Origin of the sequence: Erwinia sp. INIA01 (assembly GCF_025947915.1) — a bacterium.
Taxonomy (GTDB): Bacteria; Pseudomonadota; Gammaproteobacteria; order Enterobacterales; family Enterobacteriaceae; genus Erwinia; species Erwinia coffeiphila.
On record NZ_JAPDNC010000001.1, the window covers coordinates 31,156 to 55,726 of the forward strand.

A 24,571-nucleotide genomic window follows, 5' to 3' on the forward strand; every position below is an offset into this window, starting at 1 on the left:
AAGATTATTTCTCCGTTGGCCAGAAGTGATCGTCAGGCAGTGACCGCGCGCCGAAAATCGCCTGTCCGACCCGCACGACGGTCGCACCTTCTTCTATCGCGATTTCGAAATCTCCCGACATGCCCATCGACAGCGCCAGCTGCTGTGCATCACCGAGGCGATCCCGCAGCGTTCGCAGCCGGACAAAACAGGCCCGCACGCGTGCGGCGTTGGAACTGAATTCGGCGAGCGTCATCAGGCCGCGCACGCGCAGGGTATCCAGTCCCTGAATTTTCTGCATAAATTCGCCAGCAGCATCGGGATGCAGTCCGTATTTGCTCGGTTCATTTGAGGTATTCACTTGTATAAATACATCCAGTGCCCGGCCTTCCGCCTGCAGGCGGCGGTCAAGTGCCTCTGCGGTATGCAGACTGTCCAGCGCCTGAAATTCACTGGCAAAGCGGGCAACCAGCTTCGCTTTATTGGTTTGCAGATGACCGATAACCGACCATCTGAGATCGGTTAAGTCGGCCATCGCCTGCGATTTTCCCCATGCCTCCTGAACTTTATTCTCGCCCAGCAGGGTGCAGCCTGCCTGATGCGCCAGGCGAATGTGGGCTTCATCCATGGTTTTACTGACCGGCAGCAGCCGCACTTCGGAAGGATCGCGCCCGGCGCGCAGGCAGGCGCTGTCGATCCGTGCCTGAACCGCAGCCAGGTTATGGCGGAAATCCTCAACGCTTTCCGCCTGCGGCCAGCGGTTATGCATCTCATGACGCGGCTGCGTGTGCTTCGCGACAGCCGGATCGAAAGGGGAACTCTGGTGTGTTTTCATAACGGATAGACAACTCATCGGCAGTGAATTAACATTGTCCTAGGCTAAACTTAATTTTGTCACAGTTCAATGAAGATAAACGGTAAAACAGCAGGTGAAATTTTCGACAGCATTCGATCTCTGGTACATGCCCGCGAGCTGACACCGGGAATGCTGCTTCCTTCCGTCCGGGAGCTGGCAAATGAGCTGGGGGTCAATCGCAATACGGTTGCACTGGCTTATAAACGGCTAACTGATGCGGGTTTTGCGCTCTCGCAGGGGCGTAACGGCACCATTATTCGCGACGCCGTATCTGACGTTGAGCTGGAGGGGAGCACCGCCGGCCTGACTTTAAAGGATCTTGCCAGCGGTAATCCTTCCCCCGACGTTCTGCCAAAACTTCACGACTTCGTGACCTTTATCCGCAGTTCGCCAAGCCTTTACGGTGAAGCCACTATTCGCCCTGAACTGGAAGAGGCAGGGCGTGAATGGTTACAGGCTGACTTATCAACCCACTTCGAACTGAATCTGACCAGCGGTGCGGTCGATGCGGTAGAGCGCGTGCTGGCAACCTGGCTGATTGCCGGCGATAGGGTGGCGGTGGAAGATCCCTGCTTTCTCAGCAGTATCAGCACGCTGAAACATAACCGCCTGCAGGTTTGCCCGGTGCCGGTCGATACTGAGGGAATGCAGCCTGAAGCGCTGGCTAGCCAGCTGGAAACCGGCGTGAAGGCGGTCATTATTACCCCGCGCGCACACAATCCTACCGGTTACGGCTTGAGTTCTGGCAGAGCCGCACAGATCCGTACCCTGCTGGAAAGCTATCCGCAGGTGCTGGTGATCGTGGACGACCATTTTTCTCTGCTTTCCACGCAGGATTATCATCATGTTATTCCGCTTAATACGCAAAACTGGGTGCTGATCCGCTCGACGTCGAAATTTCTCGGGCCTGATTTTCGGCTGGCTTTCGTCGCCAGCGATGGAGAGACCTCCGCCCGCCTGCGGCAGCGGCTTAATACCGGCACCAACTGGGTCAGTCATATTCTTCAGGACCTGGCCGGCGCATCCATAACGTCGCCACAGTTCCGCCAGACGATTGAGCAAGCGCGCCAGCGCTATCAGCAGCAGCGGGAAGGATTAGTGACGGCATTAAAACGTTACGGTGTCACTATTTCGTCACAGCATGACGGACTGAATATCTGGGTTCCGCTTGTTGGTGACACATCGGCCATTGTCATGCAGCTGGCTCAGCGTGGATGGCTGGTCAGGGGCGGGGATTCCTTTGCGCTCGGCGGTAGCAGTAGCGGTCTGCGGATTACCGTCTCCGATCTTAACCCGGCGGAAACCGAACAGATTGCGCAGTCTCTGGCAGCGATCCTCTCTGCATCGCGCCAGACTTTTATCCCTCAGCTGGCCTGAAACGGGCCTGTATAACGATCAACGGAGTTACCTGCAATGCGCGTACATTTCATCGTACATGAAAGTTTTGAAGCCCCGGGCGCTTATGAAACCTGGGCCAGAGAGCGTGGCCATGATGTGACCTTTTCCCGGGTCTACGCCGGCGATCCGCTACCGAAGGCCGTCACCGATATTGATTTTCTGATCGTGATGGGCGGCCCGCAGGACCCGGCAACCACACCCGAAGCGTGCCCGCACTTTGATTCCAAAGGTGAACAGGTGCTGATTGCGTCGGCTATCAAAGCGGGCAAAGCGGTTATCGGTATCTGTCTCGGTTCGCAGCTGATTGGCGAAGCGCTGAGTGCGCCGTTTGCCCACAGCCCGGAAAAAGAGATCGGCAAGTTCCCTATCTTCCTGACCGATGCCGCAGCGGAGGATACGCTGTTTTCACATTTCGGCCAGACGCTGGAAGTCGGGCACTGGCATAACGATATGCCGGGCCTGACGCCCGATGCGCGCATCATCGCCTACAGCGAAGGGTGCCCGCGACAGATTGTGGCCTATTCCGATCGCGTCTTCGGCTTCCAGTGCCATATGGAACTGACGCCCGAAGTGGTTGAATTGCTCATTGCCCACTCTGAAAACGATCTCAGCCGCGCGGCTGAATTTCGTTTTGTGAATACACCGGATGAGCTGCGCGCCCATGACTACCGGGCGATGAACCAGGTGCTGTACACCTTCCTCGATAAGCTGGCCGAGCGTTATACAACAGTGAAAGCCTGATACACCCGCCCGGTTTGGATAAATACCGGGCAGATTCTCCCGCCCCGGGCGAAGCGCAGCCCGGAACGCGGCCATCTGTGTTAAATTACTGCCGTTACCCGCTACAGCCGAAGAGAAAAAATGAATACGCCGCTCAGCCGCACCACCCGTGAAATGAAAAAGAGCAATATCGCGCTGGTGATCGGCATGCTGAAATCCCTTGGCACGGCAACCAAGGGCGAGCTGGCGCAGCAAACCGGATTGAGCAGCGCTACCTGCGGGGCGGTACTCAATGAGCTGACCCTTACCGGAGAGGTGCTGGCGCTGGAGTTTGAAGCATCGCGCGGTGGTCGCCCGGCACAACGTTATGCCTGCAATCCGGATTTTTTCTCCGTCCTGAGCCTGTACGCGGCGGGAAGCGATGCCCGTGCTGAACTGGTGTGGGCGGTCAGTTCGGCCACCGGCAATCTGCTGGATCAGGGAGAGATGCCGTTTCTGCCGCTGATGGTGGAAACCTTCGACACCCTGATTGCCTCTCTGCTGGCGAAGTATCCCGGCGTGCGGGTCATTGGCATCGGGCTGCCCGGCGTGGTGGTGGACGATGTGGTGGGATACTGTGATATCTCGCTGTTTAGCGGGTTGCCGATTGCAGCGCGCACCGCGCGGCAAACCGGCTGCTTTACCCAGGCGGGCAACGATCTGAACTACACGGTATGGGGCTTTTACCGCAGCAGCTGTGCGGGCGTCAGTGCACCGGTAGCCTATCTCTATAAACCCGATGTTCACTACCCCGGCTGCGGCATGGTGATTGATGGCAAAGTGCTGACCGGCGTCAGTAATTTTGCCGGTGAGGTGCTGCATCTGCCGTTTAACGTCGAAGGCGAACCGCCGCTGGTGGAAGGCATGGCCAAAACCCTGGTTTCGCTGACGGCGCTGATTAACCCGCGTACCGTCGCGGTGGCGGGGGATAATATTCGCGCTGACCATCTGCCGGAGATGAGAGAAATCTGTCTGCGGTACGTTCCGGAAAAACATCTGCCTGAACTGATTTACCGTGACTCCATTCGCCAGGACTATCTGCAGGGCATTGCCGATCGCACCCTGCAACAGTACAACTACCATCGTTTGTACGCGGAGTAACGCCGCATTTCTTTCCGATAATTTCCCGTTCCCCGATTGACATTTTTTTCGCCATCGTAATAATACCGAGTTATTAAAAGACTTTTAATAAGTATAATCACAAGCGAAGGAACCTTTGATTATGTCGATGCAAAACACGATGGTGGGGGTGGACAGCTCCGCACGTCGGGCCTCCACGCGGGCAATATTTCTTGTCACCGGGATGGCAATGGGTCTGTGGGCGGCGCTGGTTCCCTATGCGCAGCTGCGTACGGGGGCCGAAGCCGGGGATCTGGGGTTGCTGCTGCTGTGCCTCGGGGGCGGTTCGCTGATTGCGATGCTGGCTTCCGGGCGGATTATCGGGCGGCTGGGTTGCCGCGCGGTGATCGTCGCCGGGGTGCTGCTGTATTGCCTGACGCTGCCTTTACTGGCGGTATTCAGCGATATCCGTCTGCTGGCGCTGAGCCTGTTGATTTTCGGCATGGGCGTCGGCCTGACCGATGTGGCGATGAACGTTCAGGGTACGCTGGTTGAGCAGGCGGCAAATAAGCCGTTGATGTCAGGCTTCCACTGCCTGTGGAGCGTTGGCGGAATTGCCGGGGCGGGCGGTGGGGCGCTGCTGCTGGGGTCCGGCTTCTCGCCGCTGGGGGCCGCGCTCTGCACCGTGGCGCTGGTGGTACTGGTGACGCTGGGCTTCCTGTCGTCACTGCTGCCGACCGGTGGGGAGGAGGAGCAGTCTGAAGGCGGTAAAGCGCGGCCTAATTTCCGCCTGGTATTGATGGCGGTTATGGCGATGATTTGCTTTATGGCCGAAGGTGCCATCCTCGACTGGAGCGGTATTTTTATCACCCAGGAGCGCGGCATGGCGGTTGAACACGCCGGGTGGGGCTTTGCAGCGTTTGCTATCGCTATGTCTCTGATGCGTTTGACCGGCGATGTGGTCGTCACCGCGCTGGGCCGCAAGCGGGTGCTGATAATCGGCGGTGTGCTGGGTATCGTTGGCTATCTGCTGACGGTGTTGACTGACGGCTGGGCGATGTCGCTGTTTGGCTTCGCGCTGGTCGGCATTGGTGCGGCGAATATTGTCCCGGTACTGATTACCCTGGCGGGTCAGGAAAAAGTGATGCCGGTTAACCGTTCGGTAGCGATGGTGGCCACACTGGGTTACTTCGGCGTGCTGGGCGGACCGGCGCTGATTGGCTGGGTGGCGCATCTTTCCAATCTTTATGTGGCGTTTTCGCTGGTGGCACTCAGCTTCCTGATTATCGTGCTGGGCGCCCTGAAACTGAAATATTAACGATTACCTGAGTGGCAACGTGCCGGCCGGGTCTTTCGTACCGGCTTTTTTTAAATTGCAGGGAGATAAAATGATTAAGCTTGTGGCCGTGGATATGGATGGAACTTTCCTTAACAGTCAGGGGGATTATGCGCGTCAGCGCTTTGCAGAACAGTACCAGCAGCTTAAAGAGCGAGATATCAAATTCGTGGTTGCCAGCGGCAATCAGTACTACCAGCTGAAAAGCTTCTTTCCCGATATTGATGCCGAGCTGGCCTACGTGGCGGAAAACGGTGCCTATATTGTTGATAAGCAGCGGGAGATCTATTGCGGAAGCCTGCCGGAGGCCGAGGTTAAACGCGTGATCGAAGTGATAAGCCGCATTGAGGACGTGAACTTCCTGGTCTGCGGCCGGAAATGGGCCTGGATGCTGGCCAGCGCCGGCGAGGCGTTCTTCAATGAGATGCGGGTTTACTATCATATGCTGGAGAAAATCGACAGCTATGACCAGATTGACGACACCGTGTTTAAATTCGCGCTCAGCTACGTTGAGGATGACGTCAGTGCGCTGATGGCGCGGATTGCTGAAGAGGTGGGGGATATCGTCACGCCGGTCTCCAGCGGCCACGGCTCCGTTGACCTGATTATCCCCGGCAATCATAAAGCGAACGGTATCCGCCGTATCCAGCAAATTTACGGCGTTGCGGATAACGAAGTGCTGGCCTTTGGCGACGGCGGCAACGATCTGGAAATGCTGAGACATGCCGGATTTAGCTTTGCCATGGCGAACGGTTCACCGGCGGCAAAAGCGGCTGCGCGCTATGCGGCACCGGCTAACGATGAAGAGGGCGTTTTAGCGGTTATTGATGTCATGCTACAGGGGCATGTGCCGTTTAGCGCCTGACGGTGAAAATACGGGAGCCGCAATGCTCCCGTTTCACCAATCTGAGATTCGATAACCTCATGCTACCAGCGCTGATGCACCCACGGCGCGATTTTCTCCTGGTAGAGCTGTTTCAGCGCGGTCATGGTTTCCTCGGACAGCGCGTCAACGCCGCTCGCCTGGGCGTTAGCCTGTGACTGTGCTCTGTTTTTCGAGCCTGGGATCACCACGGTGACATCTTCATTCATCAGTATCCAGCGCAGGGCAAACATCGCCATCGTCACGTCACCGGTAATGAAACGGCGGATGTCCTCTACGGCATCCAGCGCCACCTCATAAGGCACGCCGGAGAACGTTTCCCCTTTATCGAAGGCTTCACCATTGCGGTTAAATGCCCGGTGATCGTCGGCGGCAAACGCGGTGGCGGCGTTCATTTTACCAGTCAACAAACCGGAAGCCAGCGGCACGCGGGCGATGATGCCGACGTCACGTCGCTTCGCTTCCCGCAGCAGCAGTTCGGCAGGGCGCTGCCGGAAGATGTTATAAATCAGCTGAATAGAGGCAACGTTTGGGTATTCCAGCGCCTTCAGACCCTCTTCGACTTTTTCAACCGATACGCCATAGCTGCGTATTTTCCCGGCGGCAATCATCTCATCCATCACGGCAAAAACTTCCGGCGTGTAGTAAATTTCCGTCGGCGGGCAGTGCAGCTGCACCAGATCCAGCGTATCCATTTGCAGATTAACCCGTGAGCGGTCAACAAACTCGTTGAGGTTTTTTTCGGTATAGCCGGAAGCCTGATGCGGAGAAAGCCGGCGGCCGAGCTTGGTGGCGATAAACGGGCGTTCGCCGCCGCGCTGGCTCAGCACGCTGGCGATGATTTTTTCCGAACGCCCGTCGCCGTAAACATCGGCGGTATCAATAAAGTCGATCCCGGCATCCAGTGCGGCATTCAGCGCTTCTTCCGCGTCTTCAACGCTGACTTCACCCCAGGTTCCGCCAATCGCCCAGGCACCAAAACCAATTTCCGACACCTTCTGGCCGGTTTTTCCCAGCGTTCTGTGTTTCATCTTGTTATTCCTTACCGTTATTGACTGAAAAGGGCGGCTGCAACTCGGCAAGCCGGGTACAAAATTGGGTGTGTGAAGGAGCTTAGCGTTTACCCGCCGGGATCTCTCGTGGTAAAAGATGAATAGGATTCATTCAAGCAGTTAATAGAGTTCATTATTACTATGGAGCGCATTGATTTCGCAGACCTTCAGGTTTTTCTGACCGTGCTGCGCTGCCGCAGCTTTAAGCTGGCGGCGATTGAGCTGGGTTTGACCTCTTCGGCGGTCAGCCATGCAATACGGCGGCTGGAAGCGCGCCTGGATGCCCGCCTGCTTAACCGCACCAGCCGGGCGGTATCATCAACGGCGTTAGGTCAGCAGCTCGCTGAAAAACTGGGTGAGGGATTTGACACCATTTCTGCCGCGATTGAAACACTGGATGCGCCCGGCCGTAACAGTTTCGGTGCCCTGCGCGTTAACGTTTTTGCCGATGCGGCCAGGCTGCTGGTTGCTCCTGCCTTACCGATATTCTCCGAACGCTTCCCGCAGGTCAGGCTCAGCATTGTGGTGGAGGACAGGCCGGTCGATATCACCGCCGAAGGCTTTGATGCCGGTATGCGCTACGGTCATCTGGTGCCGGAGGATATGGTCGCCGTGCCGCTTACCGGTGCGCAGCGCTGGATCGTGGTTGGTTCTCCGCAGTACGTTGAGCAATACGGCGTGCCCGCATCACCGGCAGATCTGGTAAAACACCGCTGCATCCAGCTATTACTGGGGAATAACGCGCGTTATCGCTGGGAATTTGATTCACCTGAAGGCGGCATCAGTATCAATGTTCCGGGCCATATCACCATCAAGGATACGGAAACCACAATTTCGGCAGCCAAAGCCGGTACAGGTCTGGCCTATGTGCTGGAATCGCGCGTGAGTGACGAGCTTGCTGCGGGTGCGCTGGTGAATGTCATGCCCGCACACTCATCTTATGGCGAGCCTTTTCATATTTACTACAGCAGCAGGCGATACGTTCATCCGGCCCTGCGAGAATTTATCAATATCATTCGTTCACAGCATGGCCTGCAGGCACTTCCCGATCTTCATGAGGCAGGCCAAGGCGCGTCAGCAGGCTCCGTAAGGCCATAGAGAACTCATCGAGATTGAGATCGTTAATGTGATTTCCAACGACGATCGTTTCCGCGATATCCTGCATGGCCGGCCAGCGCGTTTTATAATTGGCGTAAATGGCAAGGGTCGGTATATTAAACGCGCTGGCAATATGTAATATCGACGTGTCCGGCGTGATGACGATAAACGCGTCTTTAATCACCGCAGCGGAGCGTTTTATGGATGGTGCCAGGTTCAGGCGATAAACATGATCGCACATCTGTTCTAATTCAATGGCGGTATTCATTCCTTTAGGACTGTGGACAATTACCACCGGAATTTTTAGCTGCTGCCTGATTAATATTATTATTTTTTTAATCATTGCCGCTGAAAAAGTCCGTTCATCAACGCTGCCTTCAAAATTGAGTGCAACATATTTTCCCGCATAATCGAGGTCTTCCCGCACTTCATTTTGCACATCCTCACCCAGAGGAAATTCGAATTGGGGCCGCACCAGAGGAAATCCGGCTTCGCGCATCATAATTGACCATGTTAACGGCACCGGTGCGCGAAAAATCTGATCCATTCTGGACGGGATTTTGCATGCTGGCGAAAAGCATTTCAGGGATAATCCCACCACCTGAAAGTTAGTTTTAGCCTTCAGGTTTTTTATGAAACACATTGTTTTAAAATTGTTTTTCCGCATCGCTTCAACGCAGAGATCGGGTGTGCCAAACGCTTTACGTATCTCCAGCGCTACCGCCTTCACTTCCGCCAGGCCTGCGTTATCCTGAAAGGTCATCTCAATCACGGTGAGCCTGGTCGAAGCTAAAATCAGATCGTCAAAGACCGTTTTATTCAGCGTGGATGCTACAATAATAAGATGGTCGACTTTTTGCCTTTCCAGCGAACGTATCACCGGAAAAATTGACATCGCATCTCCGATTTGATCTGGAATATGAATAACGGCCAGACTGACTTTTTCCGGATTAATATGAGTGGCTTTATAGTCATAGGGACTGAATGCAATGCGCCTTAATAGATATTTCCAGGACATGCTTCAGGCCTCACTTTTCGTTAGTTATTAAAAATGGGCGAATTTTAGCAGCGGTATGTCGGTAAGTATAGGATGCAGGATGGCAATCATGTAAAGAATGATGTTGAGACGTAATTAATCATGTTTTATTCATTCTGCACTGATTAAAATAACGATAATATGGATTTTTTATGATTAACGTATTTTTAAATACTTATTTTGCGTTATTCATACTCAGAGGTCGCGGTACATGGTGTACCGCGACTGGCCGTTAGGATCAATCCTTCGGGTGCAGAGATAAAAATGCGGCAATAGCGTCGGTCACCGCTTCAGCTGACTCAAGCGTGGGATGGTGCCCCGTTTCGGGTAACAGTTGCAGCGTTGAGTCGGGTATCGCTTGCGCCATCTCATGGCTTAACTCAGGTGGTGTAGCCCGATCGCTTTCACCGCTGATAATCAGTGTGGGCACGGTAATCATCGGCAGCAGCGATCGGATATCGCCTCGGGTGAATACGGCGGCATCGAGCGCAAGTGCCAGTCCGGTTCGGTTATGGCTCAGCATCACGGCGCGTTCACGCAGGGCCTCATCCGGACGATCTGCAAGCCAGCGCTCTCCGTTAAGCCGGTGCTGAATATCCCTGAACAGCGATTCACGCGACTCATCGCTGCCGTTGCGTATCACCTCACGCTGCGCTTTCCAGCTATCGAGCCGTTCCGGGAACTCAGCCCTGGCGCTGGTGCCGATCAAAACCAGTCCCGATACGCACTCCGGCTCCCGCGCTGCCAGTCGTATTCCCACCATCCCGCCCTGGCTCTGTCCCACAAACGTCACTTTGCCTAACGACAGCTCACGGATCATTAACGCCAGGTCGCTGCTGATATCATCCAGCGTCCAGCCATCGGGGCGGTAGCCGCTCTGCCCGTGGCCAGGCATATCCAGCACAATGCAGCGATGGGTCTGACTGAGTACGCGGACCTGTGCCGCAAAGACATCGCGATCAACCAGCAGCCCGTGAGCAAACAGCAGGGTAGGGCCTTCACCGCAGTCGAGGTAGCGATAGAGAGTGCCGTTAATTCTGACCTGCTGATTGTGCCAGCTGTCATTGGCATCAAAAGCACGCTGTAGCAGTGCTGAATCTTCATATATCTGATACCGGGTAATTTTCGAATTTTCGACGGTGAAATGAATAATCATATCGCTACCGATGGTATTACCGCTGCTTAACACCGTATGTCGAAAGCGACCGATAGCCAGCACGCTGCCGTTGTGTTCAATAAGTTCGTTGATGGCAAAGACCTTTGGCTTGAAGTTTTCAGGAAAGCGCTCCAGCCAGTTTTTGACCTCTTTCTGCCCGCACAGCAGACCGGTGGTAGAAACGCTCGGATCGCCGTCGATATGCCAGACAACGTTCTCATCCAGCAGGGCGATAGCGTCCGCGATATTGCCTCTGGCAAATGCGGCGAAATAGCGTTTGACAACTTCAGTGGCAGTCAAATTTGATGTGCTTAGGTTATCTTCCTGTGCCATATAAAAACCCTCTTTATCTTTAAATCATTAGGTTACGTATCATTTCAGGCAGTATAGTTATGGCGGATTTGGGAAAAAACAGACAAAACAGGACAATCATTTTCCAATAATAGAAAACGGTAACGGGGAATTTACTGTGGACTGGAACGATTTACGCTTCTTTCTTACCGTCGCGCGTACGCAAAGTTTAACGAAAACGGCGGCCGCGCTAAGGGTCAGTCAGTCAACCGTAGCAAGAAGAATTAATGCGCTGGAAGGCAGCCTGAAAACCCGTCTGTTTGTTCATCATCAGACCGGCTACTTCTTAACGGATGCCGGGCAGGACGTGCTGCACTATGCCGAAGAAGTGGAAGGAAAAATCCTGGCGCTGGAGAGTCATATTTCCGGCACGGATATGCGCCCGGCGGGAAAGGTCAGGCTGGCAACGGCAATGACGCTGGCCAGCCATTTGATTATTCCTGCGCTGCCGCGATTCAATGCAAGATATCCCGATATCGTGCTGGAAGTGATAACCGGGATAAATACCGTCTCGATGTCCCGGCACGATGCTGATATCGCACTCCGCCTGGTGCGGCCGGAACAGCAGTCGCTGAAAATTCGTAAAGTGGGCCGCATTGATTCGGCGGTGTACGGTTCGAAAACGTACCTCGAAAGGCATCCGGCCCCTGACGATCTTCCGCTACAGGGAAGGGGGGTTATCACCTGGGAGCCTGCCTACGGGCATCTTCCCTCGGCGAGATGGTTAGCTGAAAATTACCCGAATGCGCCTTCCGTAATGGTGACAACCAGTCTGGTGGCACAGCTGGCTGCGGTAAAAGTGGGCCTGGGCCTGGCCGTATTGCCTGGTTTTATTGCCGCGCAGGAGAGCGAACTGAGAATAGCGATCCCTGCCGATCGCGTCTTTAGTGAAGATCTGTGGCTGGTGACGCATGCCGAGCTGACCGCATCGGCACGGGCCAGAGCAGTGGCGGATTTTCTGGTGGAGATTGTAGCCGAGGCGGGTTTGCGGTTATCCACCCGTTAAAGATACCGGCACTGACCCTGCATTTTGAGGATCGTGAACGATCCTGCTAGTGTTATATCCAGTTTATTACGAAACCCGCAGTCGGGAAGCTCATCGCTGGCTACGGAACGACTTGAAAAGTATCCGGTCGGCACGGATGTGAAAGGATGATATGTCTCGCGGAAAATGGATGTTGAGAATTGTTCTCCCGTTCATCGCATTGCTAATGGTGATGATAATAGCGGTACTGAGCAGGCTTCAGGCATTTGAACTGCCCGATTCTGCCTGGCAGCGTCATGTTGTTTTCAGCCAGGGCGCAGACCGGCTGGAAGGAACGCTGCTGTTGCCGGATGGCATATCTTCACCGCCGGTGGTTCTGCTGGTTCATGGGGATGGTGCGCAGGATCGCTGGTCGGCCGGGGGCTATCTGCCGCTGGTGAATTATCTGCTCTCGCAGGGGATCGCGGTTTTCTCCTGGGATAAACCTGGCGTAGGTAGCAGCAGCGGTAACTGGCTGGCGCAAACCATGGCCGACCGTGCCGATGAAGCCACGCGGGCGCTGGAAAAGTTGAAAGCGCTTCCCGAATTGCAAAATAGTTCCCTGGGCTTTCTGGGATTTTCCCAGGCTGGCTGGGTTGTACCGCGCGCCAGTCGCCAGAGCCGCGCGGATTTTGCCGTGCTGATTGGGGCCGCGATTAACTGGCGTAGCCAGGGCTTTTATTTTATGCGGCAAAGGCTGCTGTCGGAAGGCGTGCCTGACGGTGAAATAGCGAAAGCGCTGGCCGATGAAACAGAAGCTTTCGATAAACAGTATTCACGCCAGGCAGTCGATCGTCCCTGCCTTTCTCACTGTAACCGGCAGGATTTTGAGCGACGGAATGCGCTGGCGGATGCTCGTGAGGATATCCGCCAGATGACCACGCCAGTTCAGCTTTTGATGGGTGAAGCGGACCGAAATGTTGATTCCGATGAGTCCGTCGAACGGTGGAAAGAATCGCTGCCGGCGAATACGCCGAGATGCCTGCGGCAGGTGAGCGGGGCGACTCATGGATTGCTGCGGAGTGCGCTGTTCGACTATCAGCTGACGTCGCAGTGGCCCTTGTGGAAGCAGGGGGCTTTTTTGATGCTCGGACAGAAAGCCTATGCCCCGGGAGTGCTGCCAGGTGTGGCGGACTGGATTCACCGGCAGCGGTGCCATGTTGAGTCGTAACCAGTTGGCGTTTAAGGAACTGCGCCAGTTTCAGCCTTTTAATTCCTGCTTAGCTGGTGCATGTTTTGCCAATCTTCATTTAGGTCTCGCTGTTACATAGGTTTGCTGATTGGTTTGATGCGCATATTGTATGTTGTAACTATTTTGATCAATTTGACGCTCTTTTAACCTCGCTGAACGGTGGGAGACGGGAAGTGTGACGAGGTGCACTACGTCCTCCCCGGGCGACATTCCCCGGGGAAAACGATTGGATTTACTGCAACAATGTTGACTCCCCCGCCTGCCAGCACCTGACGGAATGACCGTTGGCCAACTTTCTCAGCGGCTGCACTTCACTGCATCGGGCTGTCGCATAAGGGCAGCGCTCGCGGAAATAACAGCCCGCAGGCAGCTGACGATTTCCCGGCAGTTCCGTATTGCTCGGAGCGCCATCCAGCGGAGCACCGATGCGCGGCACCGACTCCATCAGCAGTCGCGTATACGGATGCTGCGGCGCATCCAGCACCTGGCGCGTTTCGCCAATCTCGACGATTTGCCCCAGATACATCACCGCCACGCGGTCGCTCATATGGCGAACCACCGACACGTTATGGGAAATCAGCACGTAGGTGAGGTTTTGCTGCTGTTGTAATGAAACCAGCAGATTAAGGATCTGCGCCTGCACGGAAATATCGAGCGCGGAAGTGGGTTCATCCAGCACCATAATATCCGGCTGCCCGGAAAGCGCGCGGGCAATGGCGATGCGCTGCCGCTGGCCGCCGGAAAAGGCGTGGGGCGGGCGGTCAAGATACTCAGGCCGAATACCGACCTTCGCGGCCAGCGACTCCGCGAGCTGACGGCGGGCCTTTTCATCACTACGAGACTGTATCCACACCGGTTCAGTAATAATTCGCCACACCGGCAGTCGCGGATCGAGGGAGGAGAGCGGATCCTGGAAAACCATCTGCATACCCCGGCCCAGCCACGAATTTGGCGATCGGGCCAGCTCCAGTTTCCCCGAAGTCGGTTTCAGCATGCCCATCAGCAGCTTCGCCAGAGTACTTTTTCCGCAGCCGGATTCGCCGACGATGCCCAGCGTTTCGCCGCGATGGACCACCATATCCAGACCATTAAGCGCATGAACGCGCTCGGTGACTTTTCCCCGCCAGTTGGTTCTGGCCGGAAAATTAACGTGGACGTCATTCAGTTCGAGCAGGGATTCAGACATTTATCGCCTCCTTTTGCGGATACCAGCAGGCCACCTGCCGGTCGACACTGCCAGCAGTACGCAGTAACGGTGCTTTACCGCAGGCATCACCCGCTGCAAAACAGCGCTCGCGGAAGGCGCAGCCCGTCGGAAGGCTGGCCAAATTAGGCACGGTGCCGGGAATCGAAGCCAGCTCCGCGCGGGGTTCGGCGCTGTCCGGTGAGCATTCCAGCAGCCCGGCAGAGTAGGGATGCGACGGCTGGGTCAGTACGCTTGCCGTACTGCCGCTTTCGATCACCGAACCGGCATACATCACATAAATCCGGTCGCAAACCTGAGAGACCACTGCCATATCGTGGCTGATAAACAGCACGGCGGTGCCGGTGGCGGCGGCTTTTTCTTTCAACAGCCTCAGCACCTGGCGCTGAACCGTCACATCCAGCGCCGTTGTCGGCTCATCGGCAATCAGCAGGTCCGGTTCGCAGGAGAAGGCCAGCGCGATCATCACCCGCTGGCGCATCCCGCCGGACAGTTCAAACGGATAGCGCTGCATCACATTATGCGGATCGGCAATCTGCATATCTTTCAGCAGCGCTTCGGCACGCTCGCGGGCCTGGCTGACCGACAGCGGCCTATGCTGACGCAGCACATCCACCATCTGTTTACCAATGCGGCGGGTCGGATTCAGCGCGGTCATCGGCTCCTGAAAAATCATCGCCACCCTGTTGCCGCGCATCTGCCGCATCTCCGCTTCGCTGGCGCTGAGCACGTCTTTTCCTGCGACTTCCAGCCTGCCGCTGTTCACCCGATAGGTATGCCGGGGGATCAACTGCATGGACAACATGGCGGTAACGGACTTGCCGGAGCCGGACTCACCGACAACGCCGACAATTTCTCCGCGGTTGATATGCATCGATACGTTGTTCAGTACGCTCACTTCCCCCTGGTACACCGGAAAACTGAGGCGAAGATTTTCAATGGTCAGTATTCTGTCCTGCATCAGTTACGTCCTCCGGCTTTCGGGTCGAGTAAGTCCTGAATGCCGTCGCCAAACAGGTTAAATCCGACGGCAGTAATCAAAATGGCCGCACCCGGGAAGGTGCAGTACCACCACTGGTCGAGTACATAGTTGCGGCCGATAGCGACCATCGCGCCCCATTCTGCGGTGGGCTGCTGGGCACCCAGGCCGATAAAGCCCAGCGTGGCCGCCATCAGGATCGCACTGCCCACGTCCAGCGACGCCTGCACCACAAGCGGCGGCAGCGCGTTGCGCAGAATATGCCAGCTGATCAGGTGCCAGCGCGAAGCGCCGAAGGTGCGTGAGGCCTCCACAAAGGTATGCTGCTTCACAATCAGCGTCTGACCGCGCGCCAGCCGCACATAAAACGGGATGCGCACGATGGCGATCGCCAGCATGGCGTTAAACAGGCTGGGACCGAGCGCGGCGGCCAGCGCCATGGTTAAAACCAGCGACGGGATCGACAGCATGATATCCATCAGGCGCATGATGAAGGCATCGCTGTGGCCGCCGAGTACACCGGACAGGCAGCCGAGCAGCGACCCGCTGATGCCCGCTACCAGCACCACGGCCAGACCGGCGGCAACGGACTGCTGGCTGCCGATCAGCACCCGGCTGAACAGATCGCGGCCTACCTCATCGGTGCCGAACCAGTGCCCGGCCCCCGGCGGCAGCAGGCGTTCGGCCAGATTAATCGCGTTTGGGTCCTGCGGGACCAGCCATGGCGCAAAAATCATCAATAGCAGCATTAACACGATAATCGCGCCGCCCACCACCGTTAACGGACTCTGGCGAATCATCCACAGACGGCGTTTCCATGCCGAAGCGCGGGGCGTAGCCCGGGCAATGGCGGGCTGTTCCTGAGTTAACATCATCGGTTACGCTCCACGACCCATTCTCGGGTCAATCCACAGATAAAGAAGGTCGACCAGCAGGTTGACCAGCACGTAAGCAAAGGAAACCACGATGGCAAAGCCCATCACTGCCGGGAAATCCAGCGCCTGAATAGAAGAAACGACATAGGCACCCATACCCGGCCAGGCAAATACCGTCTCGGTCAGTACGGCACCGTACAGCAGATCGCCGAGCGCCAGCCCCAGCACCGTCACCGACGGAATCAGCGCGTTCGGCAAGGCATAGCGCACCACGATAGTGAATTTGCTCAACCCGCTCGCTAATGCCGTACGCGCGTAATCCTCGCTGAGCTGTTCCAGCATCGCCGAGCGGATCTGGCGAGCCACGATGCCCAGGTGCACAAAGGCCAGAGTGGTAGCGGGCAGGATCAGGTGAGTCAGTGCATTAACAAATGCCTCCATGTCGCCGCTGAGCAGGGAGTCAATCAGATAAAAGCCGGTGACGTGAGCAGGAGGATCAAGCCAGTCGTCCAGCCTGCCGCCGCCGGGCAGCAGATTCAGCTTGCCGTAAAACAGCACGATAACGCCCAGTCCGAGCCAGAAGGCCGGTGTGGAAATGCCCGTTAGCGCCAGCAGGCGCACCAGATGATCCAGCCAGCGGTTTTTATACACCGCAGAGAGTACGCCCAGAGGAACGCCGACCACCAGGGCAATCAGCAGCGCACAGAACGCCAGCTCAAGTGTGGCCGGGAAGAAGGTTTTCAAATCTTCCAGCACCGGGCGTCCGGTGCGGATCGACATCCCCAAATCGCCATGTAAAAGCTGTTCCACATAGCGGATAAACTGCTGCCAGAGCGGCAGGTTCAACCCCAGCTGTTCGCGAATATGCTGCACGATTTCATCGCTGGCCCGGTCCCCGGCCAGCAGTCGCGCCGGGTCGCCGGGGATCAGATGTGAAATAATAAACGTAATCACGCAAACGCCGGCGACAACCAGCAGCAGTCCCCAGCTTCGCTGCCGGATTAAACTCCAGAAACTCATATGGCTTCCTTAGCAGGATCGAAACCGATCCTGCGGAATAAGGATGAATGAACGACTTACTTACTCATCTCGGAAATATTGAAGATCTGTTCCAGCATCGGATTAAAGACGTAGCCCTTAACGTTTTTATTCATCGCCACCTGGTAGTTCTTCTGGAATAAATAAACGTAGGCGGCTTCATCAATCACCACTTTCTGCGCGGCCTGATAGAACTGGGTGCGCTGTGCCTGGTCAGAGGTCGATACCGCCTGCTTCAGCAGGGTATCCACCTGCGGATTGGCGTACCAGGAACGGTTGCCGGGCAGCCCTTTTTTGTTCGATTCAAACCAGTAGTTCATAAACATATACGGGTCTGCGAAATCCGGGCTCCAGTTACCGATGGCAATGTCATAGTCCCCTTTGCCAATACGTTCACGCATGGTGGCGTTAGCCAGTTTTTCCAGCTTCACGTTGATACCCAGCGACTGCAGATTGGCCTGCATTGACAGGGCAATTGGCTCCCAGTTCGGATCGTTATCGGAATAAAGGAACGACAGCGTTTTCGGTTTATCCGCCACCTTGCCGAACGCCTCTTTCGCTTTGGTTAAGTCCAGCGAATACTGCATGGCAGAGGCGTCATAGCTCCACATGCCCTCCGGTACTGGCCCGCGCATCTGTTTGCCGTTTCCGCCCAGAATGCCGTCAACCATGCCTTTGTAGTCGGTCGCCCACGACACCGCGCGGCGCAGATCCGGCTGATTTAACGGCGCTTTGGCATTGTTCAGATACAGATAGGTGACCCGCAGCGCCGGATAGTCATAAACCGCCACCTCACCCTGTTTTTTCAGGGCTGCGAACTGATCAACCGGCAGAGAGTCGGCAATATCCACATCGCCTTTCTCCAGTTGCAGACGACGCGCGGCGCTTTCGCTGATGATTTTGACCGAGACGCGTTTAAAGGCTGGCTTGCCACCCGCGAAATGTGGGTTAGGCACCAGCACCAGCTGCTGCCCTTTTTGCCAGCGCTGCAGCATATAGGCACCGGAACCGGCGGTGTGTTCGGCCAGATATGCCCGCGCATCGTCGCCCGCGTTCGCCTTGAGCACCGCCGGATTGATAATCGATGCGCCGTCGTTAGCCAGCGTGTACAGGAACGGAGCGAACTGATCCTTCATGGTAAAACGAACGGTCTGTGGATCGACCGCTTCCACTTTTAAATCCGCCGGAAACGCTTCGGACGGCCCCTGTTTAATCCGCATCAGTCGTTCAAAGGAGAGTTTCACCGCCTCGGCCGTGACTTCGCTGCCGTCAGCGAACTGAGCGCCCTTATTCAGCGTAAAGGTCCACACCTTCCCGTCATCGGAGCTTTTCCAGCTGGCGGCCAGATCGCCCTCCACGTCGGTCGAGCCTTTGCCGTTTTCCGTTTTGTACTTCACCAGACGCTGATAGGCGGGGTAGGTTACGGTCCAGTCGTTATTATCGATGGTCACTGCCGGATCGAGCGTTTGCGGATCGGCCGCTTTGCCAATCACCAGCATATCCTTCGGAACGGCTGACATCGCCTGAGCTGAAACGGCTACCAGCGCCGCCAGTAAAAGTGGACGAAAATAACCTGATGCTGTGTATGTCTTGTTCATGGTAAGACTCCGTCAATCGGTGCGGGTGAAATACAGGAGAAAACATCATCAATAAGCGGATAAACCGACGCCTGCGGTAATTCAAAGTGCCACCATTCGGTCGCAATACCGGTAAAGCCCCCGCCGAACATCACCGCGTTAAGCAGCAGCCGGTTGCGCTGTGCAGCCTGCGCCAGTGCGGGATGGTAGGGATGGGATAATTCGTCCATTTCATCAAACCCGGTGCCCATATCCAGCGCGTGGCCATCGGCGTCCAGCAGCGTGACGTCAATTGCCGTCCCCCGGCTGTGGTTCGATCCCTGGCTCAGCGGCACCACGTAATCCTGGTTGGGGCAGGCGCGCCACAGCAGCTCCTGGGCTTTCTGCGGGCGATAGGCGTCCAGCACCAGCAGGGTGAAGCCCGCCAGGCGGGCGATTTCTATACTCTTTTCCAGCGCCTTAACCGCATCAGCATGCAGCAGACACAGCGCGGAGCTGTAAATCTGCTGGCCGGTGATGTTGTCGGCCGTGGCATATTTCATATCGAACTTCAGCTGAGGAAACTGCTCAGCAATGTCGATAAGGTGTGTTTCGCGAATCATGCTTTAATCCCTGCTTTTAACGTTCAAACTGACCAAATTCCTGCTGTAGCAGGCGGTTTTGGGCCAGACGAGCCGACAGTGTTGGCCCAAGCTGTTCCACCACGGCAGAAAGGAGAAGGTTATACAGGCAGCTCACCGGTGCGAGAGAGTCCCAGAAGCTGCCGGTATCGGTTTTTACCTGAAGCACATCGGCCTGATAGTCACGCGCCCAGGGGCACCACATGTCGGTGACCAGTGCCATGGCCACGCCGCGCTCGGCGGCCACCCGGCAAAACTGCCGCGCCACGGTGGAGTAGGCGCGGGTATCGGTCAGCACCACGTAAGGCTTTTCATATTCGGAGTTGAGTGATTCAAGCCAGCTGCCCGAACTGCCTTCGGCATAGCTCACGCGCGGCCGCAGATATTCCAGATGGCTGAAAAAGGTATTGGCGATGCCTCGCGTCGACTGGATACCCAGGATCACCACGGCATCCGCCTGCGCAATCTGTTTGCTGACCGCCATAAACGTGTCGGTTTGCGCCAGCTGATAGACGTAGCGAATGGCTTCCAGCTCCATATGCAGCGACTGATTCACCCGGTCGGGCAGGGCCTGCTGCTGCTCCCAGGAGTCGAGCCGGTCGATCACCCCCCAGTGTTTGTAGGTCTGGCTTGGCGCTTCACGCAGCTGGCTTTTCACATCTTCCAGATTGCGGAATCCCATTTTGCGCAGATACCGCCCCACCGTGATGCCGCTGGTGCCGGTGGCCTGAGCGATGCTGTCGGCCGTCTCAAACGGGATCTGTTCCCGGTTGCTTAACAGCCAGGAACTGATGCGTTTTTCGCTGGGCGTCTGACTACTCCAGGCGGCTTCAATCAGGGTGAACAGTTTGTTCTTCGCGCTCATCGTGTTTCCGTGTTAGTTCGCTGTCATTGAACTCATTGCTGACATGAAGCTAACAAAGCACGATGTATGCCATCTTTGTGGGGTTATTTTTTATTGCTTAAAATCATGTGGTTACAGCGATTATTTTCGAGACAGGCATTTTCGGGCGTTTAGCCGTCAGAAAATGCAGCAGTGCAACACGGATGACAATTGCATCACATCAGTGCAACACGTGACAAAAGGATGCCAAATCAACAGGCGTTAAATGGATAATATTTAAACAAATGACAGAAGGAGGAGGATTGATCGGGAGCTAAAGGTGCCGTCGGTCGATACCCTACGCGGTGGGATAACGCCGGCAGCAGCCTTGATACAGACGATTCCTGTATTCCGGTGTGAATGCTTGCCTGTCGTGCCCGGCGAAAGCGATCTGCCGGGCAACGGGGAAGAAGGCGCCAGATCAGGCGCTCAGCGCCTGCTGCTCCCGCACAGCAAACTGATTTTCCGGTTCGCTCAGCCCAAGGTTTTCACGCAGCGTATTACCCTCATACTCGGTGCGATACAGTTCGCGCTGCTGCAGGATCGGAATCACCTGCTCAACAAAATCATCAAAGGCGGTAGGTGTACCGCCGCGTACGATAAAGCCGTCCGCCGCACCGGAACGGAACCAGTGCTCCAGCCCGTCGGCAACCTGTTCCGCCGTGCCGAAGAAGCCCGGCCTTGGCGTTGCCGCCTCCAGCGCCGTCTGACGCAGGGTCAGGCCGCGCTCGCGGGCATCTCGCTTGATGGTGTCGGTGGTACTGCGGAAACTATTCTGGCCGAGATCGCCAATATCCGGGAACGGTTCATCCAGCGGATGCTGGCTGAAATCGTAGTGTTCGAAGTAGCGGCCCAGATACTCGAGTGCTTTTTCCACCGTCACCAGCTGGGCGGTTTGCTGGTAGCGTTCCTCTGCCTGTGCCTCATCCTCGCCGATAATCACACTGATCCCCTGGAACACGCGAATATCATCGGCACTGCGGCCGCGTGCCACCAGCTGGCGGCGCACGTCTTCACGGAACGCCCGCGCCAGTTCCGGCGTTTCCTGGCGGGTGTAGATGCCATCGGCCGTTTCGGCGGCAAACGCCTTACCGGCATCCGATGCCCCTGCCTGGAAGATCACCGGACGTCCCTGCGGCGAACGCCCAACGTTAAGCGGCCCCTGCACGGAGAAGTAATGGCCCTTGTGGTTCAGGGTGTGCAGTTTGCTGGCGTCAAAAAATTCCCCCGTCTGCTTGTTACGAACAAAGGCATCGGCCTCCCATGAATCCCACAGCCCCTTCGCCACCTGCAGGTACTCGCTGGCAATGCGATAGCGCTCGTCGTGTTCAGGATGACGATCGCGGGAGAAGTTCTTCGCCGAGCCTTCCAGCGGTGAAGTCACCACGTTCCAGCCTACCCGACCGCCGCTCAGCTGATCGAGGCTGGCAAACTGCCGCGCCACGGTAAACGGCTCGCTGTAGGAGGTGGATAACGTGGCAACCAGTCCGATTTTATTCGTCACCAGCGCCAGTGCGGAAAGCAGGGTGATCGGTTCGAAGCGGTTGAGAAAATGCGGAATAGACTGGGCGTTGATATACAGCCCGTCGGCGACAAACAGGAAATCGAATTTTGCCTGCTCCGCCTGTTTTGCCAGCTTCTGCACAAATTCAACGTTAATACTGGCATCGCTCTGCGCATCAGGGTGACGCCACGCGGACATATTGCCGGAAGGCCCCTGAATAATCGCCCCCAGACGCAGCTGGGATTGGGTCTGACTCATGATAGTGCTCCTTTATCTCAGGCAGCGCGGCCGGGCATCGCCGGCAGCGCATCAAGTAGCTGTTGCGTCCAGGGATGAACAGGGTGCTTAAACACCTGCTCCACATCCCCACTTTCGACAATCCGCCCCTCTTTCATCACCAGCACCCGGTCGGCAAGATGGTGAATCACTCCCAGATCGTGGGAAATAAACAGCAGGGCGGTACGATGTTCAGTTTGCATATCGGCCAGCAGATCGAGGATCTGCGCCTGCACCGAGACATCCAGCGCGCTGACCGGCTCATCGGCTACTAATAGCGCAGGGTTCGGTGCAAAGGCACGGGCAATCGCCACGCGCTGGCGCTGCCCGCCGGACAGTTCACGCGGATAGCGATGCAGTAATTTATGGCTGAGGCTGACCTCATCCAGCAGCTGCAGCACGCGCTGACGACGTGCCGCTCCGACGATTCCGGCAGTATCCAGACTCTCGCCAATCAGCCGCTCAACGTTGTAGCGCGGGTCGAAGGAGCTGAGCGGGTCCTGCGCGATCAACTGAAGCCCTGCGCGGCGGCTGCGGCGCAGCGTTTCCGGCTGTTGGCTCCAGCGCACACCGGCAATATCAATGCTGCCGCGCTGCGGCTCACTCAGTCCGAGCAACAGACGCGCCAGCGAGCTTTTGCCCGAGCCGGATTCGCCCACCACGCCCAGCGTTTCACCGGCACGCAGCTGGAAAGAGACGTTATTCACCACGTGGCGATCGCCGTAGTATTTATGTACGTTGCTGACATTGACCAGCGGTTCACCGCTGACCAACGGGCGGGGAGGCAGCGCCTGCGGGCGTTCGCTGGCGAGTCGGAAGCCGCGGGTCTGCGGCGTTGGAATGGCGCGCAGCAGGCGGCGGGTCCACGGATGCTGTGGCGCGGTTAACACCTGGCGGGTTTCCCCGCTTTCCACTACCTTACCGTCACGCATCACCAGCACGCGATCGGCCAGCTCGGCCACCACCGCCAGATCGTGACTAATCAGCAGAAGCGCCTGGCCGTTTTCCCGCCGCCGCCGGAGCAGCGTCAGGATCTGTTTTTGTACCGTCATATCCAGCGCGGTGGTCGGCTCATCGGCAATCAGCAGCGCGGGCTGCCCGGCCAGCGCGCAGGCGATCAGCACACGCTGGCGCAGCCCGCCGGAAAGCTGATGTGGGTAGACCGCCAACCGCTGTTGCGCATCGGCCATGCCCGCTTCATGCAGCAGCTGCAGGCTGCGAGCCGGAATATCGCGGGGGGAAACCCGGCCGCTGGCCGTCAGCGCGTCGGCCAGCTGTTGACCCACCGTTCGCAGCGGGTCCAGCGAGACCAGCGCATCCTGCAGAACATAGCCAATCTCCCGGCCGCGGACCTGCCGCCAGTCGCGCTCACGGTTTGCCAGCGCGGGCTGTCCCTGAATCGTGAAACGATCGGCCTCGATCGATGCGCCTTTTGCCTGAAGCCCCAGCAGCGCACGGGCGGTAACGGTTTTACCCGACCCCGACTCACCAACCAGCGCCACCGACTCACCCGGGTAAATGCTGAGGTCAAGCCCGTCAACTACCGTCTGAGCGCCAAAACGAATCGAGAGATTTTGAATATCGACAATCGCGGTCATCGTTGTTTTCCTTCAAATCGAGCCTGCCAGTGACGGCCAACGATACTCACCGCCACCACCGTCAGGGTTATCGCCACGCCGGGCCAGACGCCGGTCCACCAGGCGTTACGCAGATAGTTACGCCCCTCGGCCAGCATCAGGCCCCATTCCGCCGTCGGCGGCTGTGGGCCCATACCAAGGAAACTTAATCCCGCCGTACCAATAATCGCCGTACCGAGACCGAGAGTTGCCAGCGCCGGAACCTGAGCAATGGCGTGTGGCAGCACGTGCCGCCACACCAGCACCGGCCAGGGCTGGCCGAATGTGCGTGCCTGTTCAACGTAGCCGGAGCGGGCAATCAGAAAGGTCTGCGCACGCACCACACGGGCAAAGCGGGGAACAGACGCCACACCCAGCGCGATAATCAGATTCGTGGTTCCGGGACCGGTGAAAGCGATCAGCATCAGCGCCAGCAGCAGGTCGGGGAAAGCGGAAATCACATCCACCGTGCGGCCAATCACTTCATCCACCACGCCGCGCGCCAGCCCGGCCAGCAGGCCCAGCGCGGTGCCGACAACCACGGCCAGACCGATAGCCGCCACCGAAATCAGCAGGGAGTAGCGGCTGCCGTAAATCACCCGACTGAGCAGATCGCGACCCAGCTGATCGGTTCCCAGCCAGTGCTGCCAGGACGGCGGCTGCATGGCGTTTAACGGATCGGCCAGCAGCGGATCGCCCGGAGCCAGCCAGGCGGGGAACGTGGCGGCCAGCGCCAGCACGGCAAGAAAAATAAAGGACAACAGCAGAGCAAACGGAATGCGTCGCGGCAGGCGGGGGGTTATCAACATCGTAGACATGG

Annotated in this window: 22 protein-coding genes; 8 read left to right on the top strand and 14 right to left on the bottom strand. The window is 56.9% G+C overall.

Annotation, left to right across the window (positions count from 1 at the left end; all coding sequences use genetic code 11):
* Window positions 1-4 precede the first annotated feature (4 nt).
* Window positions 5-814 carry a YggS family pyridoxal phosphate-dependent enzyme gene (locus OMR58_RS00135; RefSeq protein WP_264545032.1) on the bottom strand — a complete coding sequence of 270 codons (810 nt, stop codon included), beginning with the start codon at window positions 812-814 and terminating at the stop codon, window positions 5-7.
* A 69-nt stretch (window positions 815-883) separates the two neighbouring features.
* Here OMR58_RS00135 and ptsJ point away from each other — a divergent pair, with 69 nt between their 5' ends.
* From ptsJ to OMR58_RS00160, 5 genes are all read left to right on the top strand, one after another.
* Entirely contained in the window at window positions 884-2,212 is a 1,329-nt protein-coding gene (gene ptsJ, locus OMR58_RS00140; RefSeq protein ID WP_200559329.1) for a MocR-like B6 salvage transcription factor PtsJ, read from the top strand.
* A 36-nt stretch (window positions 2,213-2,248) separates the two neighbouring features.
* The gene (locus OMR58_RS00145) at window positions 2,249-2,974 is read left to right on the top strand and encodes a type 1 glutamine amidotransferase (protein ID WP_200559343.1); all 726 of its coding nucleotides are present in this window, start codon (window positions 2,249-2,251) and stop codon (window positions 2,972-2,974) included.
* A gap of 120 nt (window positions 2,975-3,094) precedes the next feature.
* The gene (locus OMR58_RS00150) at window positions 3,095-4,093 is read left to right on the top strand and encodes an ROK family protein (protein ID WP_105591706.1); all 999 of its coding nucleotides are present in this window, start codon (window positions 3,095-3,097) and stop codon (window positions 4,091-4,093) included.
* A 121-nt stretch (window positions 4,094-4,214) separates the two neighbouring features.
* A complete protein-coding gene (locus OMR58_RS00155) occupies window positions 4,215-5,369 on the top strand; it encodes an MFS transporter (RefSeq protein ID WP_200559345.1) in 1,155 nt (384 codons plus the stop codon).
* 70 nt (window positions 5,370-5,439) lie between these two features.
* Window positions 5,440-6,252, top strand: coding sequence for a Cof-type HAD-IIB family hydrolase (locus tag OMR58_RS00160; RefSeq protein ID WP_264545033.1), 813 nt, complete (start codon window positions 5,440-5,442; stop codon window positions 6,250-6,252).
* A gap of 62 nt (window positions 6,253-6,314) precedes the next feature.
* On the opposite strand, the gene OMR58_RS00165 is transcribed toward OMR58_RS00160, so the two are convergent.
* Window positions 6,315-7,301 (bottom strand): aldo/keto reductase, encoded by a 987-nt coding sequence (locus tag OMR58_RS00165; protein WP_264545034.1) that lies wholly within the window; start codon window positions 7,299-7,301, stop codon window positions 6,315-6,317.
* 162 nt (window positions 7,302-7,463) lie between these two features.
* Here OMR58_RS00165 and OMR58_RS00170 point away from each other — a divergent pair, with 162 nt between their 5' ends.
* Window positions 7,464-8,420, top strand: coding sequence for a LysR family transcriptional regulator (locus OMR58_RS00170; RefSeq protein WP_200558990.1), 957 nt, complete (start codon window positions 7,464-7,466; stop codon window positions 8,418-8,420).
* Here the strand turns inward: OMR58_RS00170 and OMR58_RS00175 are convergent.
* On the bottom strand, window positions 8,335-9,438 hold the full coding sequence (locus OMR58_RS00175; protein WP_264545035.1) for a glycosyltransferase family 9 protein: 1,104 nt from the start codon (window positions 9,436-9,438) through the stop codon (window positions 8,335-8,337). The genes OMR58_RS00170 and OMR58_RS00175 overlap by 86 nt on opposite strands.
* Window positions 9,439-9,694: 256 nt before the next feature.
* Window positions 9,695-10,912 carry an alpha/beta fold hydrolase gene (locus tag OMR58_RS00180; protein WP_264545036.1) on the bottom strand — a complete coding sequence of 406 codons (1,218 nt, stop codon included), beginning with the start codon at window positions 10,910-10,912 and terminating at the stop codon, window positions 9,695-9,697.
* Window positions 10,913-11,081: 169 nt separating this feature from the next.
* On the opposite strand from OMR58_RS00180, the gene OMR58_RS00185 reads away from it, so the two are divergent.
* Window positions 11,082-11,969 carry a LysR family transcriptional regulator gene (locus OMR58_RS00185; RefSeq protein ID WP_264545037.1) on the top strand — a complete coding sequence of 296 codons (888 nt, stop codon included), beginning with the start codon at window positions 11,082-11,084 and terminating at the stop codon, window positions 11,967-11,969.
* Between the two features lie 169 nt (window positions 11,970-12,138).
* Window positions 12,139-13,158 (top strand): alpha/beta hydrolase family protein, encoded by a 1,020-nt coding sequence (locus OMR58_RS00190; RefSeq protein WP_264545038.1) that lies wholly within the window; start codon window positions 12,139-12,141, stop codon window positions 13,156-13,158.
* A 253-nt stretch (window positions 13,159-13,411) separates the two neighbouring features.
* Here OMR58_RS00190 and OMR58_RS00195 read toward each other — a convergent pair whose 3' ends face one another.
* The 10 genes from OMR58_RS00195 to OMR58_RS00240 all read right to left on the bottom strand — a co-directional run bounded on the left by OMR58_RS00195 (window position 13,412) and on the right by OMR58_RS00240 (window position 24,569).
* Window positions 13,412-14,365 (bottom strand): oligopeptide/dipeptide ABC transporter ATP-binding protein, encoded by a 954-nt coding sequence (locus OMR58_RS00195; RefSeq protein WP_264545039.1) that lies wholly within the window; start codon window positions 14,363-14,365, stop codon window positions 13,412-13,414.
* Window positions 14,358-15,344 carry an ABC transporter ATP-binding protein gene (locus OMR58_RS00200; protein WP_264545040.1) on the bottom strand — a complete coding sequence of 329 codons (987 nt, stop codon included), beginning with the start codon at window positions 15,342-15,344 and terminating at the stop codon, window positions 14,358-14,360. Before OMR58_RS00200 ends, OMR58_RS00195 begins: the two co-directional genes overlap by 8 nt.
* Window positions 15,344-16,237, bottom strand: coding sequence for a D,D-dipeptide ABC transporter permease (gene ddpC, locus OMR58_RS00205; protein ID WP_105591715.1), 894 nt, complete (start codon window positions 16,235-16,237; stop codon window positions 15,344-15,346). Before ddpC ends, OMR58_RS00200 begins: the two co-directional genes overlap by 1 nt.
* 3 nt (window positions 16,238-16,240) lie before the next feature.
* Window positions 16,241-17,257 carry an ABC transporter permease gene (locus OMR58_RS00210; RefSeq protein WP_264545041.1) on the bottom strand — a complete coding sequence of 339 codons (1,017 nt, stop codon included), beginning with the start codon at window positions 17,255-17,257 and terminating at the stop codon, window positions 16,241-16,243.
* A gap of 56 nt (window positions 17,258-17,313) precedes the next feature.
* Window positions 17,314-18,873 carry an ABC transporter substrate-binding protein gene (locus tag OMR58_RS00215; RefSeq protein WP_264545042.1) on the bottom strand — a complete coding sequence of 520 codons (1,560 nt, stop codon included), beginning with the start codon at window positions 18,871-18,873 and terminating at the stop codon, window positions 17,314-17,316.
* On the bottom strand, window positions 18,870-19,454 hold the full coding sequence (gene ddpX / locus OMR58_RS00220) for a D-alanyl-D-alanine dipeptidase (protein WP_264545043.1): 585 nt from the start codon (window positions 19,452-19,454) through the stop codon (window positions 18,870-18,872). The genes OMR58_RS00215 and ddpX overlap by 4 nt, the downstream gene beginning before the upstream one ends.
* Window positions 19,455-19,470: 16 nt before the next feature.
* A complete protein-coding gene (locus OMR58_RS00225) occupies window positions 19,471-20,337 on the bottom strand; it encodes a MurR/RpiR family transcriptional regulator (protein ID WP_264545044.1) in 867 nt (288 codons plus the stop codon).
* Between the two features lie 439 nt (window positions 20,338-20,776).
* A complete protein-coding gene (locus OMR58_RS00230; RefSeq protein ID WP_264545045.1) occupies window positions 20,777-22,117 on the bottom strand; it encodes an LLM class flavin-dependent oxidoreductase in 1,341 nt (446 codons plus the stop codon).
* Between the two features lie 17 nt (window positions 22,118-22,134).
* Window positions 22,135-23,733, bottom strand: coding sequence for a dipeptide ABC transporter ATP-binding protein (locus tag OMR58_RS00235; protein WP_264545046.1), 1,599 nt, complete (start codon window positions 23,731-23,733; stop codon window positions 22,135-22,137).
* Window positions 23,730-24,569 (bottom strand): ABC transporter permease, encoded by an 840-nt coding sequence (locus OMR58_RS00240; RefSeq protein WP_444861284.1) that lies wholly within the window; start codon window positions 24,567-24,569, stop codon window positions 23,730-23,732. Before OMR58_RS00240 ends, OMR58_RS00235 begins: the two co-directional genes overlap by 4 nt.
* Window positions 24,570-24,571 lie beyond the last annotated feature (2 nt).

Coding starts and splice junctions, on each gene's coding strand:
- OMR58_RS00135 (WP_264545032.1), bottom strand. CDS start 814: ATGAAAACACACCAGAGTTCCCCTTTCGATCCGGCTGTCGCGAAGCAC.
- ptsJ (WP_200559329.1), top strand. CDS start 884: ATGAAGATAAACGGTAAAACAGCAGGTGAAATTTTCGACAGCATTCGA.
- OMR58_RS00145 (WP_200559343.1), top strand. CDS start 2,249: ATGCGCGTACATTTCATCGTACATGAAAGTTTTGAAGCCCCGGGCGCT.
- OMR58_RS00150 (WP_105591706.1), top strand. CDS start 3,095: ATGAATACGCCGCTCAGCCGCACCACCCGTGAAATGAAAAAGAGCAAT.
- OMR58_RS00155 (WP_200559345.1), top strand. CDS start 4,215: ATGTCGATGCAAAACACGATGGTGGGGGTGGACAGCTCCGCACGTCGG.
- OMR58_RS00160 (WP_264545033.1), top strand. CDS start 5,440: ATGATTAAGCTTGTGGCCGTGGATATGGATGGAACTTTCCTTAACAGT.
- OMR58_RS00165 (WP_264545034.1), bottom strand. CDS start 7,301: ATGAAACACAGAACGCTGGGAAAAACCGGCCAGAAGGTGTCGGAAATT.
- OMR58_RS00170 (WP_200558990.1), top strand. CDS start 7,464: ATGGAGCGCATTGATTTCGCAGACCTTCAGGTTTTTCTGACCGTGCTG.
- OMR58_RS00175 (WP_264545035.1), bottom strand. CDS start 9,438: ATGTCCTGGAAATATCTATTAAGGCGCATTGCATTCAGTCCCTATGAC.
- OMR58_RS00190 (WP_264545038.1), top strand. CDS start 12,139: ATGTTGAGAATTGTTCTCCCGTTCATCGCATTGCTAATGGTGATGATA.
- OMR58_RS00195 (WP_264545039.1), bottom strand. CDS start 14,365: ATGTCTGAATCCCTGCTCGAACTGAATGACGTCCACGTTAATTTTCCG.
- OMR58_RS00200 (WP_264545040.1), bottom strand. CDS start 15,344: ATGCAGGACAGAATACTGACCATTGAAAATCTTCGCCTCAGTTTTCCG.
- ddpC (WP_105591715.1), bottom strand. CDS start 16,237: ATGATGTTAACTCAGGAACAGCCCGCCATTGCCCGGGCTACGCCCCGC.
- OMR58_RS00210 (WP_264545041.1), bottom strand. CDS start 17,257: ATGAGTTTCTGGAGTTTAATCCGGCAGCGAAGCTGGGGACTGCTGCTG.
- OMR58_RS00215 (WP_264545042.1), bottom strand. CDS start 18,873: ATGAACAAGACATACACAGCATCAGGTTATTTTCGTCCACTTTTACTG.
- ddpX (WP_264545043.1), bottom strand. CDS start 19,454: ATGATTCGCGAAACACACCTTATCGACATTGCTGAGCAGTTTCCTCAG.
- OMR58_RS00225 (WP_264545044.1), bottom strand. CDS start 20,337: ATGAGCGCGAAGAACAAACTGTTCACCCTGATTGAAGCCGCCTGGAGT.
- OMR58_RS00230 (WP_264545045.1), bottom strand. CDS start 22,117: ATGAGTCAGACCCAATCCCAGCTGCGTCTGGGGGCGATTATTCAGGGG.
- OMR58_RS00235 (WP_264545046.1), bottom strand. CDS start 23,733: ATGACCGCGATTGTCGATATTCAAAATCTCTCGATTCGTTTTGGCGCT.
- OMR58_RS00240 (WP_444861284.1), bottom strand. CDS start 24,569: ATGTCTACGATGTTGATAACCCCCCGCCTGCCGCGACGCATTCCGTTT.